The 14,956-nt window shown below is 75.6% G+C and carries 9 protein-coding genes; 1 reads left to right on the forward strand and 8 read right to left on the reverse strand.

Annotated features, from left to right (window positions below):
• Positions 1-22: 22 nt before the first annotated feature.
• The 6 genes from IW256_RS23025 to IW256_RS23050 all read right to left on the reverse strand — a co-directional run bounded on the left by IW256_RS23025 (position 23) and on the right by IW256_RS23050 (position 11,034).
• Complete coding sequence (locus tag IW256_RS23025; protein WP_307829011.1) at positions 23-736, reverse strand: response regulator; 714 nt, start codon at positions 734-736, stop codon at positions 23-25.
• A gap of 3 nt (positions 737-739) precedes the next feature.
• A complete protein-coding gene (locus tag IW256_RS42805; protein ID WP_197012950.1) occupies positions 740-1,891 on the reverse strand; it encodes a sensor histidine kinase in 1,152 nt (383 codons plus the stop codon).
• 112 nt (positions 1,892-2,003) lie between these two features.
• Complete coding sequence (locus tag IW256_RS23035) at positions 2,004-3,212, reverse strand: hypothetical protein (RefSeq protein ID WP_197012951.1); 1,209 nt, start codon at positions 3,210-3,212, stop codon at positions 2,004-2,006.
• Positions 3,209-6,763 (reverse strand): acetate and sugar kinases/Hsc70/actin family protein, encoded by a 3,555-nt coding sequence (locus IW256_RS23040; RefSeq protein ID WP_197012952.1) that lies wholly within the window; start codon positions 6,761-6,763, stop codon positions 3,209-3,211. The genes IW256_RS23035 and IW256_RS23040 overlap by 4 nt, the downstream gene beginning before the upstream one ends.
• A complete protein-coding gene (locus tag IW256_RS23045) occupies positions 6,763-9,270 on the reverse strand; it encodes a dynamin family protein (RefSeq protein WP_197012953.1) in 2,508 nt (835 codons plus the stop codon). The genes IW256_RS23040 and IW256_RS23045 overlap by 1 nt, the downstream gene beginning before the upstream one ends.
• A 111-nt stretch (positions 9,271-9,381) precedes the next feature.
• Entirely contained in the window at positions 9,382-11,034 is a 1,653-nt protein-coding gene (locus tag IW256_RS23050; RefSeq protein ID WP_197012954.1) for a penicillin-binding transpeptidase domain-containing protein, read from the reverse strand.
• Between the two features lie 268 nt (positions 11,035-11,302).
• Between IW256_RS23050 and IW256_RS23055 the strand changes: the two genes are divergently transcribed.
• Positions 11,303-12,538, forward strand: a complete 1,236-nt coding sequence (locus tag IW256_RS23055; protein WP_197012955.1) for a M20 metallopeptidase family protein — start codon at positions 11,303-11,305, stop codon at positions 12,536-12,538.
• Between the two features lie 78 nt (positions 12,539-12,616).
• Here the strand turns inward: IW256_RS23055 and IW256_RS23060 are convergent, their stop codons facing one another.
• Positions 12,617-13,657 (reverse strand): Ppx/GppA phosphatase family protein, encoded by a 1,041-nt coding sequence (locus IW256_RS23060; RefSeq protein WP_197012956.1) that lies wholly within the window; start codon positions 13,655-13,657, stop codon positions 12,617-12,619.
• Between the two features lie 89 nt (positions 13,658-13,746).
• On the reverse strand, positions 13,747-14,928 hold the full coding sequence (locus IW256_RS23065) for a zinc-dependent alcohol dehydrogenase (RefSeq protein ID WP_197012957.1): 1,182 nt from the start codon (positions 14,926-14,928) through the stop codon (positions 13,747-13,749).
• Between the last annotated feature and the right edge of the window lie 28 nt (positions 14,929-14,956).

The following is a 14,956-nucleotide window of genomic DNA, read 5'->3' on the forward strand; positions in this document are numbered from 1 at the left end:
GGAGCGGACTCGCGCACCGCTCTCAGGAGGGGGCGCCTCCCTCTCCGGAGGGAGCGGCGTTCTCTCCCGGCCGGATCAGCCCGGACTCGTAGGCCAGCACCACCGCCTGCACCCGGTCGCGCAGCCCGAGCTTGCCGAGCAGGCTGCTGACGTGCGTCTTCACCGTGTGCTCGGTGACGAACAGCGCGCGGGCGATCTCGGCGTTGGACAGCCCCCGGGCGACCTGCCGCAGCGTGTCGGTCTCCCGGGCGGTGAGCGCGGCCAGCCGGGCGTCCGGGCGGGGCGCGGGGGCCGCGGGACGGCCGCGCGCCACGACGTCGGCGATGAGGCGGCGGGTCACGGCCGGCGCGAGCAGCGCCTCGCCGCGGGCCACCACCCGCACCGCCTCCACCAGCTCGGCCCGCCGCATGTCCTTGAGCAGGAAGCCGCTGGCGCCGGCGCGCAGCGCGTCGTAGACGTACTCGTCCAGGTCGAAGGTCGTGAGCACCAGGACCCGGGCGGCGGTCTCACGGCAGATGGCTGCGGTCGCCTCGATGCCGTCCACATGGGGCATGCGGACGTCCATGAGCACCACGTCGGGGCGCAGCTCCCGCGCCGCCCGGATCGCCTCGGCGCCGTCGGCGGCCTCGCCCACCAGGTCCAGGTCGGGCTGCGCGGACAGGATCATCCCGAAGCCGTCGCGCACCAGCGCCTGGTCGTCGGCGACGAGCACACGGATGGTCTGGGTGTCGGGCACGCCTCAATCTAAGGGCAGGGTGGCCGCGACGCGGTAGCCCTTCCCGCCGGGGCCCGCGCCGGTCACCAGCTCGCCGCCCGACGCCGCGACCCGCTCGCGCATCCCGGTCAGGCCGAGCCCGGCCCCGCCCGCGGACGGGTCCGGGGACGGGGCGGCCGGGCCGCGCCCGTCGTCGCCGACCTCCACCCGCAGCGTACGGTCGTGCCAGGACAGGCGGACCCGGGCCTCGCCCGCCGCCGCGTGCCGGACGGTGTTGGTCAGCGCCTCCTGAACGACGCGGTAGACGGTGACGGCGAGGTCGGCCGGAACCGGCCGCGGCTCGCCGTCCTGCTCCAGGGTGACCGCCAGCCCCGCGTTCCGGACGCCGTCGACCAGCGCGGGCAGCGCGTCCAGCCCGGGCGGCGGGCGGCGGGACGCCTCCTCCGAGCGCAGCACCCCCAGCGCCCGGCGCAGCTGCGCCAGCGCCTCCCGCGCCGTGACCGAGATGGTGTCGAAGACCTGCTCGGCCTTGTCGGGGTCGCTGCGCACCGCCACCGGCCCGGCCTCCGCCTGGATCACCACCATGCTCATCGAGTGGGCCAGGATGTCGTGCATCTCGCGGGCGATCCGCTCGCGCTCGCGGGTGGCGGCGGCGGCCTGCTCCTCGGCCAGGCGGGCGGCCCGTTCCTCCAGCATCGCGATCCGGTCGCGCCGCGCCCGGGCGCCGGTCCCCAGCGCGTAGGCGGCGATGAACGCGATCCCGACCAGGCCGAGGTTGAGCACCTCGTCCTCGGGGACCAGGACCGACACCGTGATGCCGGCGGCGGTGGCCGCGGCCGCGATCAGCCGCTTGACCGGCGGGCACAGCGCGGCGAACGTGTAGGTCGCGATCAGCTGCGCGGGCGGCAGGTCGCCCAGCCCCCCGTTCAGGGACAGCGTGACCGTGCACAGGCCGATGACCCCGGCCGTCGCGAACGGGTGGGCGCGGCGCCACAGCAGCGCCACCGCGCTGACACCGGCCGTCACCGCCACCCAGACCGAGAGGCGGCCGTTCACCGTCGCCTGGACGACGATGTTCACCGCGCACACCACGGCGATGACCGCGTCCACGGCGGGGGGCGGCAGCGCCCGCGCCCGTTCGGCGAGCCGGTTCCCGTACGCGGTGAGGCTCGGCACGGCATCCACTCCAGTGCTGGTGGGGGAACGGCCCCAGTATCGGCCGCCGCCGGGCCGGTGTCCTCACTCGTGGGAGTGAGAACGCGGGAGTGGGAACGTGGGGGTGAGGACCCTAGCGGTCGACGCCGTAGATGACCCGGCCGCGGCGGGCGACGCCGTCGATCTCGGCGTACAGCCGCAGGCACCGGACCACCCGCCCGGGGTGAGTGCGGCTGACCATCGGCACGTCGTCCTCGGTCAGGTCGCGGACGTCCCGGAACCGGCGGGCGGGCTCGCGCACCCGTGCCCGCCCGCCCAGCCCGCCGGCCAGCGTGAACACCAGTTCGTGCGAGCGCGCGGCCAGCCCGTTCCACCAGGAGCCCGGGTCGGTCGCCGGAGGGAGGTGGGCCACCGAGCACAACGCCTCGTCCAGAGCGATGAGGGCCTCCAGGGCGCGCGGCGGCCCCTCGGGCACCGCCGCCGCGTACGCGCGCAGCCGGGTGAGCAGTTCCCTCGTGTAGTCGGCCAGGGCGGACGGGTCGGCCAGGGGACGCGGGCGGGGCGTCAGGCTCTCGAAGTAGAGCGCCTCGGGGTCGATCCCGGCGACCGCGAGGGCCTGGGAGGCCAGTGCCGCCAGCGCCGGGCCGGCCGGGTCGGCCGCGGGCAGCGGGGCCAGCGCCCCGGCCACCTCGGGCAGCGGGGCCGCGCCCACCACCGTCCTGATCCCGCGGATGCCCAGGTCGTGCCGGGGCAGCAGCAGGTCCTCCTCCTGGTCGAGAGCGGGCAGCGCCACCGGAGCGCCGGGGGCCACCGGAGCGCCGGGCACCGCCGGAACGGCCCGCGCCGCCCGGCCGCGCCACGCCTGGGCGGCCGGTCCCGGAAGGCGCAGCAGCGCGCAGTTGAACGCCACCCAGGCCCGCGCGGGGTCGGCCTGGCGGCGCGCGTCACCGAGGTGCTCGCGTACGGCGCGGTCCGCGTGGAACCCGTCGAGCAGCTCGGCGACGGGGTCCGGCGGGGGCGCGGCCCCGGCCGGCGGGCCCGCGACGGCGTGGCCCGCCGCGGGTACCGGCGGCGGAGCCGGGACGCCTTCCCCGAGCATGTCGTGGAGCGCGCCGCGCACCTGCGTGAACGCCTCCGCACCGGGGTCGTCGGGCCGCAGCAGCGCGGTCTGGTCCAGGGCGCGCGCCAGCAGCCTGAGCCCGTCGCGCAGGGTGCCGGCCAGCTCGGAGTCCGCCGTGGCCAGGAGCCTGCGAAACGGGTCCGCGGCCTCCGGCGCGTCCGCCCCGTCGTCCCGGCGCGCGTCCGCCCCGCCGTCCCGGCGTGCGTCCGCTCCGTGGCTCACTGCTCACCGCTGAACGGGTCGCGGGCCTCGTCGAGCTGGAGGTCGGGCTCGGCCAGCTCGGTGCTGAACACCGCGCCCGGATCGCGTTCCACGTCCGGGAGGCCGGCGGCCCGCACGAACGGCGGCCCGCCGGGATGCAGGCGCAGCAGCCCGTCCTCGTCGAGCGACACCCAGCACGCGACGTACGGTGCCTCCGGCAGGGGCCTGGCCTCCCCCACCCTGACCACGTCGCTGCCGGTGGTGTAGCGCAGGTGGAACGTCCAGGTCCCGTTGCGCGGGGGGCGCCGCAGCGGCAGCGGCGACAGCAGGCCGGCCCGGGCGCGGCCGTCCCGCCCCCGGAACCGGTCGGGCAGCGCGGCCGGGTAGATCCGCCCGTCCGGTCCCGCCGCCAGGTCGCCGAACACCACCGCGCCGCCCGCGGGGTCCTCCGGCGGGGTGTCCACCACGAGCTGGAACCGGGCGTCGGGGTCGTCGCCCGCCGTGCCGGCGAGGTTGGCCAGCACCTCGTGCAGGTCGCCGAAAGCCTCGCCCTCCACGGCGTAGTGCGGCCGGTCGCCCCGGAAGAGGTGCAGGGTGGGGGCGAGCTCGTGGCTCATGTCCAGCATCGTGCGGATCTCCGCGGGCCACACCGACGGGGTCAGCTCCTCGTACCCTTCGTGGCTCTCGTAGCTGAACGAACCCCAGCGCAGCGAGGCCGCGCCCTCCACCTTCCGCATGATCTGGAAGCTGCGCAGCAGCGGGCCGGTCGCGGCGGTCCGGACCCGGGTGCCGTGGTCGGCGTCCACGATGTCCAGCGCGTCGCCGGCCGACAGCACCACCAGTTCCTGGCCGTCCTGGCCGGCCAGCGCGAACGAGCTGGGCAGGCCACGGAACAGGTTCTCCACCTCGACGTCGATGACCGACTCGTCCTCGCGGAGCCGGGCCGCGGCGTTGGCGGGCTGGTCGTGGCCGAACTGCCGCAGGCTCTCGGCCCAGCAGGCCCCGATGGACGCGGCGTTCTTGGGCAGCGTCCGCTCCACCTTGATGTCGTGGGCCGACCAGGCGAACGTCTCGTGCCCGCCGGGACGGGCCCCGAAGCCCGCGGCGAACTCCTCCTCCACCAGCGGCAGCGCGCTGGCGTTGCCGGTGAGGATCAGCTCGTCCAGCCGCTCGTCGCGGTCCCGCAGCCGCTCCTCCACCAGCGCGTTGGCCAGCTCGACGACGCGGCGCACGGCCGGGCGGGCCAGGTCCTCGAACCGCGCGCCCTGCAGCACCAGCTCCCCGACGCCCTGCTCGGGGATCCGCGCGCGGGAGTCGGTGAGCGCCCGCAGGATCCTGGCGAGCACGGCGCTCGACACGGTGTACGTCCCGTCCCGGCCCGCCGCGCCCAGCTCCCGCTTGGCCTTCTCGGCCTCGTCCCACAGCAGCTCGAACGCGCGCCTGCGGCGCGGGTGCCGCTTCCAGTGGGTCGGGACGATGTCCTCGACGAGCTCGGTGATCTCGCCGGGCAGCGGCAGCTCGTCCGCCACGTGCATGGGCAGGCTGCCCACCAGGTAGCGGCCGTCGGCGTCGCGCAGGTCGTCGGGCAGCGACCCGGCCAGCCGCTGGGAGTCGTGCGCGAGCAGCGCGTCGGCCAGCAGCAGCTTGAGCCAGTGGAAGACCCGCAGGGTGATGAGGTTGCCGCCGAGGTTGGCGTGCCCGCTGGACCCGCGCAGCGTCGGGACGATCCGGTAGTAGCGCCCGGTGAACCGCGGGTCGCCGCCGGGCAGCGGCGGTGTCTCGTCGCTGAGCACGAAGGTGATCAGCGCGATGTCGGTGGTGCCGCCGCCGATGTCGACCACCAGCACGTTGCGCTGCCAGTGCCCGGGACGGCCGGGCAGCGGGCGGCTGCGCGCCCGCAGCGCCTCGATGCCGCTGCCCGAACGGGCCCCGACGTCCTTCATCAGGAAGAAGAACGCGGCGCCCACGGCCTCGTCGTAGCTGGTGTAGACGGTGGTGACGCCCAGCGCCTTCCGGACGATGGGCCGCAGCTCGCCGCGCACCTTGAGCGAGGCCATCGCGGGATAGGTGACCACGACCCGGTTCACCGGCCGCCGGTCCATCAGCCTGCGGTGCTCGCGCCGGTCGTTCAGATGGCGGTTGGTGCGGTCGATCAGGTCGGCGTACGAGGCGCCGATCAGCTCCCGGACGGTGAGGGGGCGGCCCTCCAGGACGGTCTCCACCTGGTCGAGCCGGTCGAAGCGCGCCTTGAGCCCGTAGAAGACCCGCGGTCCCTCGTCGGCGCCGTCCGCCGCGCCCTGCGGCTCGGGCAGGTCGACCGTCGCGGGGCCCAGCCGCACGCGCGGCGGGTCGGCCGAGGTGACCTCGGCCCGGCTGGACAGGACGGTGTCGCCCTCGTTGGGGTCCAGGACGATCTGGTGGAGCGAGCGGGTGTCCAGGGCCGGCACCGAGAACGCGGCGTCGTAGCAGCGGTGCAGCCGCACGGCCAGCCACGTCCGCAGGGGGTCGCTGGCGAACTGCAGGTCCAGGTCCAGCCGGCGCAGCACCTCGTGCAGCATCGCCTCGCCGGTGGAACGGCGGGCGCGCAGCGCGGCCCCCAGTTCGCGGACCGGGTCGGCGGCCGGGTCCGCGCCCGGGGCGGCGGTCTCGCCCAGCAGGGCCTCGGCGGTCTCGGCGAGCATCTCGTGCCATTCCTCGGCGGCGTCGCCGTAGGGGTCGTGCCGCTCGCCGGGCACCGCCTCCAGCAGCGCCACCAGCTGGTTCCGCAGCTCCTCCTGCTGGTTGACCGACATGGACACCCGCTGGACCAGCTCGCTGTCGAGCAGGGTGACCGTCGAGTTGCTGGTCCCCAGGTCGACGGCCGCGAAGCCGTGGTGGCCCTCGGTCACGACCTCCCGGGCGGCCGGCTCGGCTGGTTCGGCGGGCTGGGCGGTCACCGGGAACTCCTGTGCGGCGGGCGGCGGCTGGACGTACGGATCCTGCGGCGGGGAATAGGGGGCCGGAGCGTCCGAGGGCGGCGGCGAGGGCTGCTGGTACGGAGGCGGCGGATACGCGGACCGCGGATCCGGAGGCGGCGGGTAGGAGGGTTGCGCGTAGGGGGACGGTCCGGGCGGCGGCGCGTACTGCTGCCGGCCGCGCGGGGACTGGCCGCGCGCGGGCGTGAAGACCACGTCGCAGGCGACGCGCTGGGACATCTCGATACCGGGATCGGCCGGCCCGGCGGCGGGCATCCCCCGGTAGACCACGTCCAGGACCAGCCGGACGGGACCGCCGGCCTCCACGTCCACCGCCGGGATGACGGGACCGGGCACGGTGATCTGCCCGCGCAGCGGCTCGGCCGGGAACCGCGCCGCCCGGTAGGCGTTGCGCACGACGTCGCGGGGGCCGCGGGGACCGGCCCGGCCCGTGTCCAGGTCGGCGGCGATGCCGGTCAGCCACACCGGCGGGTGCGTGGGGGTGATCAGCAGGTCGGGCAGCACGTAGCGGCCGGCCCGTTCGGCCAGCTCGATCGGGCCGCTCCCCCAGGGCTCGCGCGCGCCTCCCGGAGGCGCGATCCGCACGATGAGCGGCATCAGAGGTCTCCCCTTCCGTCCTGGAGGAGGCTTTCGGACAGCGCGCCGAGCACGGCGTCGTCGGACCGCCGGACCACCCCCAGCGCCTCGGCGGCGAGCCGCCCGTAGTCGCCCTGCGGCAGCGTCTCCAGCCGCCGGGCCAGGGCCGCGCGGACGTCGTCGACCAGGGCGCGCCGCCGCCGCTCGGCCTGGAGCATCACCTTGCGGGTGAGGGCGTTGACCAGTTCCCGGCGCACCGCCATCACCTGGATCTGGTGCCGGCGCTTCTCCAGCTCGTCGGCCGGCCAGCCGTGCGGGACCGGATAGTCCGGATGCCAGGGCAGCCCGTGGTCGCGGCGGAGCGGGAAGTCCTGGACCTGCGCGCTCTCCTGCCGTACGGGCGGGGGCGCGGAACCCGGCGGCGGCGCGGTGCCCGCCGTCCCGCGGGCGTGCTCGACCTCCCGCCGCACCCAGCCGAACGCCAGGAACGGCTCGGCCCAGTCCAGCACCCCGGCGTCGCCCTGCGCGCCGTCCAGCAGTTCCGAGATCCGGCGGCGCAGCTCGCCGGCCTCCTCGTCGCGCGCCCTGATCCAGCGGTCCAGCAGGGTCTGGTCGAGGTCGACGATCTGCGAGTCCAGCCGTTCCAGCGCGGCGTCGAAGCCGCGTTCCAGCTCGCCGGTGTCGTTGGGGCGCAGCTCGCGGCGGTCGAGGTGGCGGATCGGCACCACGCCGCGTTCCACCGCCTCCAGCAGCTGCCGCCACTCCGGCCAGCGGTAGACGTCCCCGACCACCCGTTCCTCCACGGCGGCGCGCAGCCCGGCGTCGCCCTCGGCCTGGTCCATCTGGGGGCGCACGTTCTGCAGGAGGCCCCGGGCGTTGCGGGCCACCTGGACCAGGAGCCTGCGCAGCTCGCGCTGCTCGGGGGTGGGCCGGCCGGCCGGGCGGCGGTCGTCCGGGCGCAGCGCGCGGGCCAGGTCGCGCTGGGCCTCGGCGCGCTCGGACACCAGGCGGTTCATCCGGTCGAGCCGGAGCGGCATCCCGTGCTCGGCGACGTGGCGGGCGATGGTGTCGCGGAGCCGGCCGATGCCGCCGTCGGCGGCGGCGGCCTCCAGCAGCGCGCCGAGCGGGCGGCCCGGGTCGCCGGCGTTGAGACGCTGCGCGAGCCGGCGCCAGCCGTCCGCGCAGGCGCGGGTCTCCTCCGCGCTGCCCACCTCCACCCGGGCCTCCGTGCCCGCCGCGTCCTCCAGGCGCAGCCGCGCGTACAGCGCGGAGGTCAGCGTGACCCGGTCGGTGTGGCCGTGGGTGACGGCCTGCTCGGCGATGCCCAGCAGCGTGCGCAGGGCGTCGGAGTGGCCGAGCACGGCCTCGGTGCGCAGCGGGTCGGGCGCCCCCTCGGCCGGCCGCAGCCCGCCGGGCAGCCGGTCCAGCCGGTTGGCGACCACCAGGCAGGACGGCGCCAGCTTGGTGGAACGGGTCCGTTCGAAGCGGGTGATCAGCCCCAGCGGGGCCTCGTCGTAGGGCGACTCGGCGTCCAGCATGACGACGATGGAGGTGAGCCGGTCGATCTCCTGGTCGGCGAGGTAGGCGTCGCGTTCCTTGCTGGCCAGGCTGCCCAGGCCGGGGAAGTCCACCAGGCTCACCGACTCCGCGCCCAGGTCCGCCAGCGGCCACACCGACGTGGGCACCAGCACGTCCAGGTGGATGCGGCGGACGAAGGCGAACGCCTCGGCCAGCGCCTCCTCGGTGAGCCGGCCGCCCGGGCGGATCGGCAGCCCGGGGCCGGGCCGGGGCGGCAGGTCGCCCTGGGCGGTGCGCAGGACGTCGGTGTCGAGCCGGATCGCGCTGGCGCTGAGCGTGGCGAAGTCCACCTGCTCCTCGCGGCCGAGCACCTCCCGGCCGGCCAGGCACGCGGTACGGAACGCCAGCAGTTCCAGGACGCGCAGCCGCAGCGCGGTGCTGCCGGCCGGCCAGCCGCGCTCCTCGAACCAGCGCACCAGGCCGCCCCATCCTTCGGCGGTGAAGCGGCCGGGGCCCTCGGGCAGCAGCCCGTCCAGTTCGGCCAGCGCCTGCGGGTCGAGCTTGCCGGAGCCCTCGGCGGTCTCCCGTACGGCCTCGAACAGCGCCTTGAGGCAGCCGGTGAGGTCGGTCTCGTTGAGGAACTCCACCCGCGCCCCGGTGAGGCGCGCCTCCCCGGCCTCGTCCGACGGCCGCAGGTGCAGCACGGTCACGTTCCCGGTGGTGGGCGCGTACCCGCTGGGCAGCAGGTCGGGGCGGCCCAGCAGCATGTTGAGCAGCAGGGTCTTGCCGGTGCTGTGCACGCCCAGGACACCGATCGTCACGGGCTCGTCGGCGCAGCGGCGCACCATCTCGGCCCGGTCCAGGAACGTCCGCCGCGCCTCCTCGGCGCCCTGCGGCAGCTCGCCCACCGCGGCCACCTGGGCGACCAGGGCGTCGTTGGCCCGGCGGAGCCGCTCGATCTCGGCGCCCGCCGCGGCGGGCTCGCCCGTGATGAACCGGCTCGACTCCATGCTGAGACCCCCGCAAACCACACGCTGTTACGAAACACCGACCGTATCTGCTTCTTTCAGACGCAGGGGGCCCGCGCCCCGATCCGGTCAATGTCCGGGCCGCGCTCCCGTTCAGGCTCCTCGCAGGAACTTCGCGGCGATGGGGGCCGCGGCCTCGGCGCCCGTGCCTCCGTCCTCGACCACGACGGCGAAGGCCAGATCGCCGCGGTAGCCGATGAACCACGCGTGGGTGGGCGGCTCCTCCCCGGACCCGAACTCGGCCGTCCCGGTCTTGCCCGCCGTGCCGGAGGGGAAGGTGACCTTGGAGGCGGTGCCCTCGCTGACCACGGCGGGCATCAGGCTGCGCAGCGCGGTCCGCACCGCCGGCTCCAGCCGGTGCGGCGGCTCGGGCTTGCGGCCCCCCGCGTCGAGCGCCTGCGCGGCCAGCGCCGCGTCCACCAGGCGCGGGGAGCGCCAGGTCCCGCCGGCGGCCGCGGCCGCGACGCTCGCCATGTTCAGCGGGCTGGTCAGCACCTCGCCCTGCCCCATCGACGCGGCGGCCAGCGCGGTTTCGTCCTTGGTCGCCGGGAAGGAGGCCCGCACGGCGGGCAGCCCGGCGATGATCGGGGCGTTGAAGCCGAACTGGGCGGCCACCTGGGCGAGCCGCTTCTCGCCGAGCCTGTCCACCGTGAGCCGGGCCATGGTGGTGTTGCAGGAGTGCGCGAACGCCTGCCGGAACGGCACGGTGCCGAAGTCCTCGCGCTGGTAGTTCTTGAACGTCCGGCCGCCGACGACGGTGGTGGCGGGGCAGCCGACCGGGCTGGTCACGCGCAGGCCGCCGGCGACCAGCGCCGCCGAGGTGACGACCTTGAACGTCGAGCCGGGCGGGTAGCGGCCCATGAGCGCGCGGTTGTAGCCGCCGGGCTTGTTGGCCACCGCGAGGATCTCCCCGGTGGACGGGCGGAGCGCCACCAGGGAGGCGGGCTTGGTCGCGTCGGCGAGGGCCTCTCCGGCCGCCCGCTGCACCTTGGGGTCGAGGGTCGTCCGCACCGGCTGCCCGGCGGCTCCCCCGAACCGCTTGAGGGTCGTGACCACCGATCCGTCCGCCGCGACGACCTGCACCGCCAGGGCCGGCGTGCCCGCCAGCCGCCGTTCGTACTGCCGCTGGAGCCCGTCGGCGCCCACCTGGTCGCCGGCCCGGTAGGGCGCGCCCAGCTTCTTGGCGGTCTCGGCGGAGGCCGGCCCGAGCGGGCCGACCAGCTGTGCCACCGAGCCGGACGGCGAGCTGCGAAGATCGCCGCCGTCCGCGTCCAGCACGGCGGCCCGGTCCGGGAAGGCCCGGGAGGCCCGCAGTCGCTGGCCCTCCTTGAGGGTCGGGTAGAGGACCTGCGGCGACCACTCCACCAGCCACTCGCCGTCGCGTTCGACGAGCGGCATCCTCCCCTCGTACGTCCAGGTGCGGTTCCCCGCCAGGGTGAGCTCGGCGTGGTAGGAGCCGCCCGCCTTCCCGCCGTCCGGGTCGCCGACCGAGCTCACCGTGTACCGCTGCCGCACGACGCCGAGGTCGTCGCGCATGCGGGTGACGCGCTGGTCGAAGTCGGCGGGCGCGCCGGCGGTCAGGGCGCGCATGGCGGCGGCGTCGCCCCGCTGCCACGCCGCCACGAACCGCTGGGCGGCGCCATCGGGCCCGTCCCCCCGCAGGAACCAGAAGGCTCCCGCTCCGGCCAGCACCGCCAGCACGGCCACCGCCGTGACGGCGCCGATGAGCGCGCGCGATCTGCGCATCTCCCTGTCCCCCATGCCCCTCGTGCCTTACTTGTACTTTTTGTCCCACTCATGGTGCGGCCCCAAGGACACCACTCCACCGGGCGAAAGTCCAAGATTCGTATCGCCGGAGATCGATAAGCCTTCCGATATCGACCCAGGTCAGAGGGGTTTACGGCGCGGCAATGTGAACTCTGTGTAACAGCAGGGTCCCTCCGACGAGCCGCGCGCAAACGCAGAGCCATGAGACGGTTACCTTGGCTGGAACTGTCAACCCCCGGAGGTGGGCATGCGGCACGCTCCGCGCCCCGAGACGCCCCGCACCGGCACCCGTACCGGCACCGTGCGGGCCGCCAAGCTGCGCGCGGCGATCGCCGACGAGCTCCCGGCCGCGATCGAACTGCGCCACCGGCTGCACGCCGACCCGCGCCTGTCCGGCGACGAGGCCGACACCGCACGCGCCGTGCTGGACGCCCTGGACGCCGGGGACGGGACGCCGGTCGCCGGCACCGGGCGCGTGGTCCGGGTCGGCGGTGACGGCGACGCCTCACCCGAGGGCCCCGCGATCGCGCTGCGCGCCGAGCTGGACGCGCTGCCGATCATCGAGCGGACCGGCGCGCCGTGGGCGTCCGCGACCGGCGCCATGCACGCCTGCGGGCATGACGTCCACCTGGCCGCGCTGGTCGCGGTCTGCCGGGCGGCGGCCCGGATCGGCACCGAGCTGCCGATCATGGCGCTGCTGCAGCCGCGCGAGGAGACCGCGCCCTCCGGCGCCGCCGACGTGGTCGAGGCCGGCGCGCTCGACGGCGTGCTCGCCGTCATCGGCGCCCACCTGCAGCCGCGCCTGCCCGAAGGGGTGGTGTCGGCGGTGCCCGGCCCGGTCAACGCCGCCGCCGACGAGTTCGAGATCACGGTCGAGGGACGCGGCGGGCACGCCGGCTACCCGCACGTGGCCCGCGACCCGGTGCTCGCCCTCTGCCAGTCCGTGGTCGCGCTCCAGCAGGTGGTGAGCCGGCGTTTCGACCCGGTGCGCGGCGCGGTCTGCTCGGTCGGCCAGGTCACCGCGGGCAGCGCCCCCAACGTGATCCCGGGCACCGCCACGGCACGCGGCAGCATCCGGGTGATGGACGACGGAGACCGGCGCGCGGCGGCCGGGCTGATCGAGGAGATCGTCACGCACACCGCCGCGGCGCACGGCTGCGCCGCGCGGGTCCGGGTCGAGGAGATGCAGCCCTCCCTGCACAACGACCCGGCGCTGGCCCTGGGCGCCGCTCACCACCTCGCCGGCCTGGGCGTCCCCGTCGACGGAACGTTCCGGTCGTTCGGCGCCGACGACTTCTCGCACTACTGCCACGTCACCCGCGGCCTCATGCTCTTCGTGGGCACCGCCGCCCGGGACGCCTCACCCGACGCCCCGGGGCTGCACCACGCCGAGTTCCTTCCCGCAGACCCCCTCGTCGGCCGCGTCGCCGACGCCTACCTGGCGGGTTACCTGGCCGCCTGCGAGACGGCGCCGCTCGCCTGACACCGGCGGGCGGCCGGGGCCGCCCGTCAGCGCCGCCCGTCCGGGCCATCCGTCCGGGCCGCCCGTCCGGGCCATCCGTCACGCGCCGGCGCCGGCCGATCCGACCGCGTGCAGCCGTGCGCGGCCCTCGGGCATCGGCTGCAGCAGGTGGGAGATGTCGTCGTGGCACGGGGTCTGGCCGCCGAGCTGCCGGAGGCGGCGCAGGGCGATCCCCTCACGGAGCGCCCAGGGGCAGATCTCCATGCGGGGCGTCCCGAGATGGCGCATGACCGCGTCGGCGACGACGGCGCCGGCCAGGATCTGCCGGGAACGCGAGGTCGACACCCCCTTGAGCCCGGCCCGCTCGGCGGCGTTCATCCCGGCGAGCCGGGGGATCCACGCGCGCAGGTCCTTGTGGCGCAGGACCCGGCGGCCCTGCTCGTCCTTACCGCGGGTGAGCTTGGCCAGCTGCGTGAAGATCTTCGACGTGGCGACCGCCCGGCCCGTCCCCGTGCCCGCCTCCGGGAAGATCGTCCAAGGCCGCGCCGCGGCCCTCGGCAGGCACTCGGCCAGCCGGTCCCGGACGAAGCGGCGCAGGTGGTCGACGTCCTTGCTCCGCGGCGGGTCGCCCGGCAGCCGCTCGCGGGTCAGCCGCCCCGCCCCCAGCGGCAGGGAGAGCGCCGTGCCCGGCTCGGCGCCGTCCCCGGCGGCGATCTCCAGCGAGCCGCCGCCGATGTCGGCCAGCAGCAGCGGCCCGGCCGACCAGCCGTACCACTCCCGGACCGCCAGGAACGTCAGCCGGGCCTCGTCCACCCCGGTCAGGAACGCCGGCTCCACCCCGGTACGGGCGGCCAGCCCGGCGACGATCTCGGCGCGGTCGGCCGCGTCGCGCAGCGCCGAGGTGCCGAAAGCGATCAGTTCCTGGACGCCCTCGTCCCGGGCCACCGCCAGCGTCCCGGCCACGGCCGTGCCGATCCGCCCCGCCGCGGCCGGGCCCAGCCGGCCGTCCCGGCCGATCGCCCCGGCCAGCCGGGTGGGCCGCTTCACCGAGCGGACCTGCCGCGGTGGCTCCCCGGGTTCGAGGTCGACGATTTTCAGATGGGCGGAGACGGAGCCGATGTCCAAGATCGCGGTACGCATGAGCGGCTGGTACCCGATCAACGCCGTTCCATCCCGGCGCGCCCGCCCCCGGTCAGGTTCCGGTCAGGGCTCCCGTCAAGCGGCCCCGGTCACGGATTCAGGACGACCTTGACCGCGCCGTCCTTCTTCTTCTGGAAGATCTCGTACGCGTGCGGCGCCTCCGCCAGCGGCAGGTGGTGGGTGGCGAACCGCTCCACGCCCAGCGGGTCGGCGTCGTCGGTCACCAGCGGCATCAGGTCGTCGATCCACCGCTTGACGTGGGCCTGGCCCATCCGGATCGTCACGCCCTTGTCGAACATCCGCAGCATCGGCAGCGGGTCGGTCATCCCGCCGTACACGCCGACGACCGAGATGGTCCCCCCGCGGCGGACGATCTCCAGCGACTCCAGCAGCGCCGACATCCGGTCCATGCCGACCCGCGACATCAGCGGGGCGGCCGCGCGGTCCGGGATCAGCCCGGTGATCGTCTGCGCGAGCCGGCCCGCCGCCGACCCGTGCGCCTCCATGCCCACGGCCTCCACGACCGCGTCGGTGCCGCGCCCGCCGGTGAGCTGCCGTACGGCGTCACCGACATCGTCGGCCGCGGCCTCGTCGACGACCTCCATGCCGTGCCGGCGCGCCAGGTCGAGACGTTCGGGCACCCGGTCCACGCCGATGACCCGGTGGCCGAGGTGGGCGGCGATGCGCCCCGCCATCTGCCCGATCGGGCCGAGCCCCACCACGGCGACGCTGCCGCCCTCGGGGATGTCGGCGAACTCGATCGCCTGCCAGGCCGTGGGGAGGACGTCGGACAGGTAGAGGAACCGGTCGTCCGGCGGGCCCTCGGGGACCTTGATCGGGCCGAACTGGGCCTGCGGCACCCGCAGGTACTCCGCCTGCGCCCCCGGCACCTGCCCGTACAGCTTGGTGTAGCCGAACAGCGCCGCGCCCATCCCCTGCTCGCGTACCTGGGTCGTCTCGCACTGCGCGAACAGCTGCCGGTCGCACATGTAGCAGTGCCCGCAGGAGATGTTGAACGGGACCACCACCCGGTCGCCCGCCCGGATGTTCGTCACGGCGGAGCCGACCTCCTCCACGATCCCCATGGGTTCGTGGCCGAGGATGTCGCCTTCGGTCATGAACGGCCCGAGCACCTCGTACAGGTGCAGGTCCGAACCGCAGAGCCCCGAGCTGGTGACCCGGATGATCGCGTCGTTGGCTTCCTTGATCTCCGGGTCGGGCACCGTGTCCACGCGTACATCGCGCTTGCCGTGCCAGGTGAGCGCCTTCATCGTCGTCCTTCCCGCTCCGGCCTGTTCG

This window comes from Actinomadura viridis, assembly GCF_015751755.1.
In the GTDB taxonomy this organism is placed as follows: Bacteria; Actinomycetota; Actinomycetes; order Streptosporangiales; family Streptosporangiaceae; genus Spirillospora; species Spirillospora viridis.

Excerpts from the sequence above, each read along its gene's own strand:
- IW256_RS23055 (WP_197012955.1), top strand. The coding sequence starts at position 11,303 with ATGCGGCACGCTCCGCGCCCCGAGACGCCCCGCACCGGCACCCGTACC.
- IW256_RS23065 (WP_197012957.1), bottom strand. The coding sequence starts at position 14,928 with ATGAAGGCGCTCACCTGGCACGGCAAGCGCGATGTACGCGTGGACACG.
- IW256_RS23040 (WP_197012952.1), bottom strand. The coding sequence starts at position 6,763 with ATGCCGCTCATCGTGCGGATCGCGCCTCCGGGAGGCGCGCGCGAGCCC.
- IW256_RS23060 (WP_197012956.1), bottom strand. The coding sequence starts at position 13,657 with ATGCGTACCGCGATCTTGGACATCGGCTCCGTCTCCGCCCATCTGAAA.
- IW256_RS23050 (WP_197012954.1), bottom strand. The coding sequence starts at position 11,034 with ATGCGCAGATCGCGCGCGCTCATCGGCGCCGTCACGGCGGTGGCCGTG.
- IW256_RS23045 (WP_197012953.1), bottom strand. The coding sequence starts at position 9,270 with ATGGAGTCGAGCCGGTTCATCACGGGCGAGCCCGCCGCGGCGGGCGCC.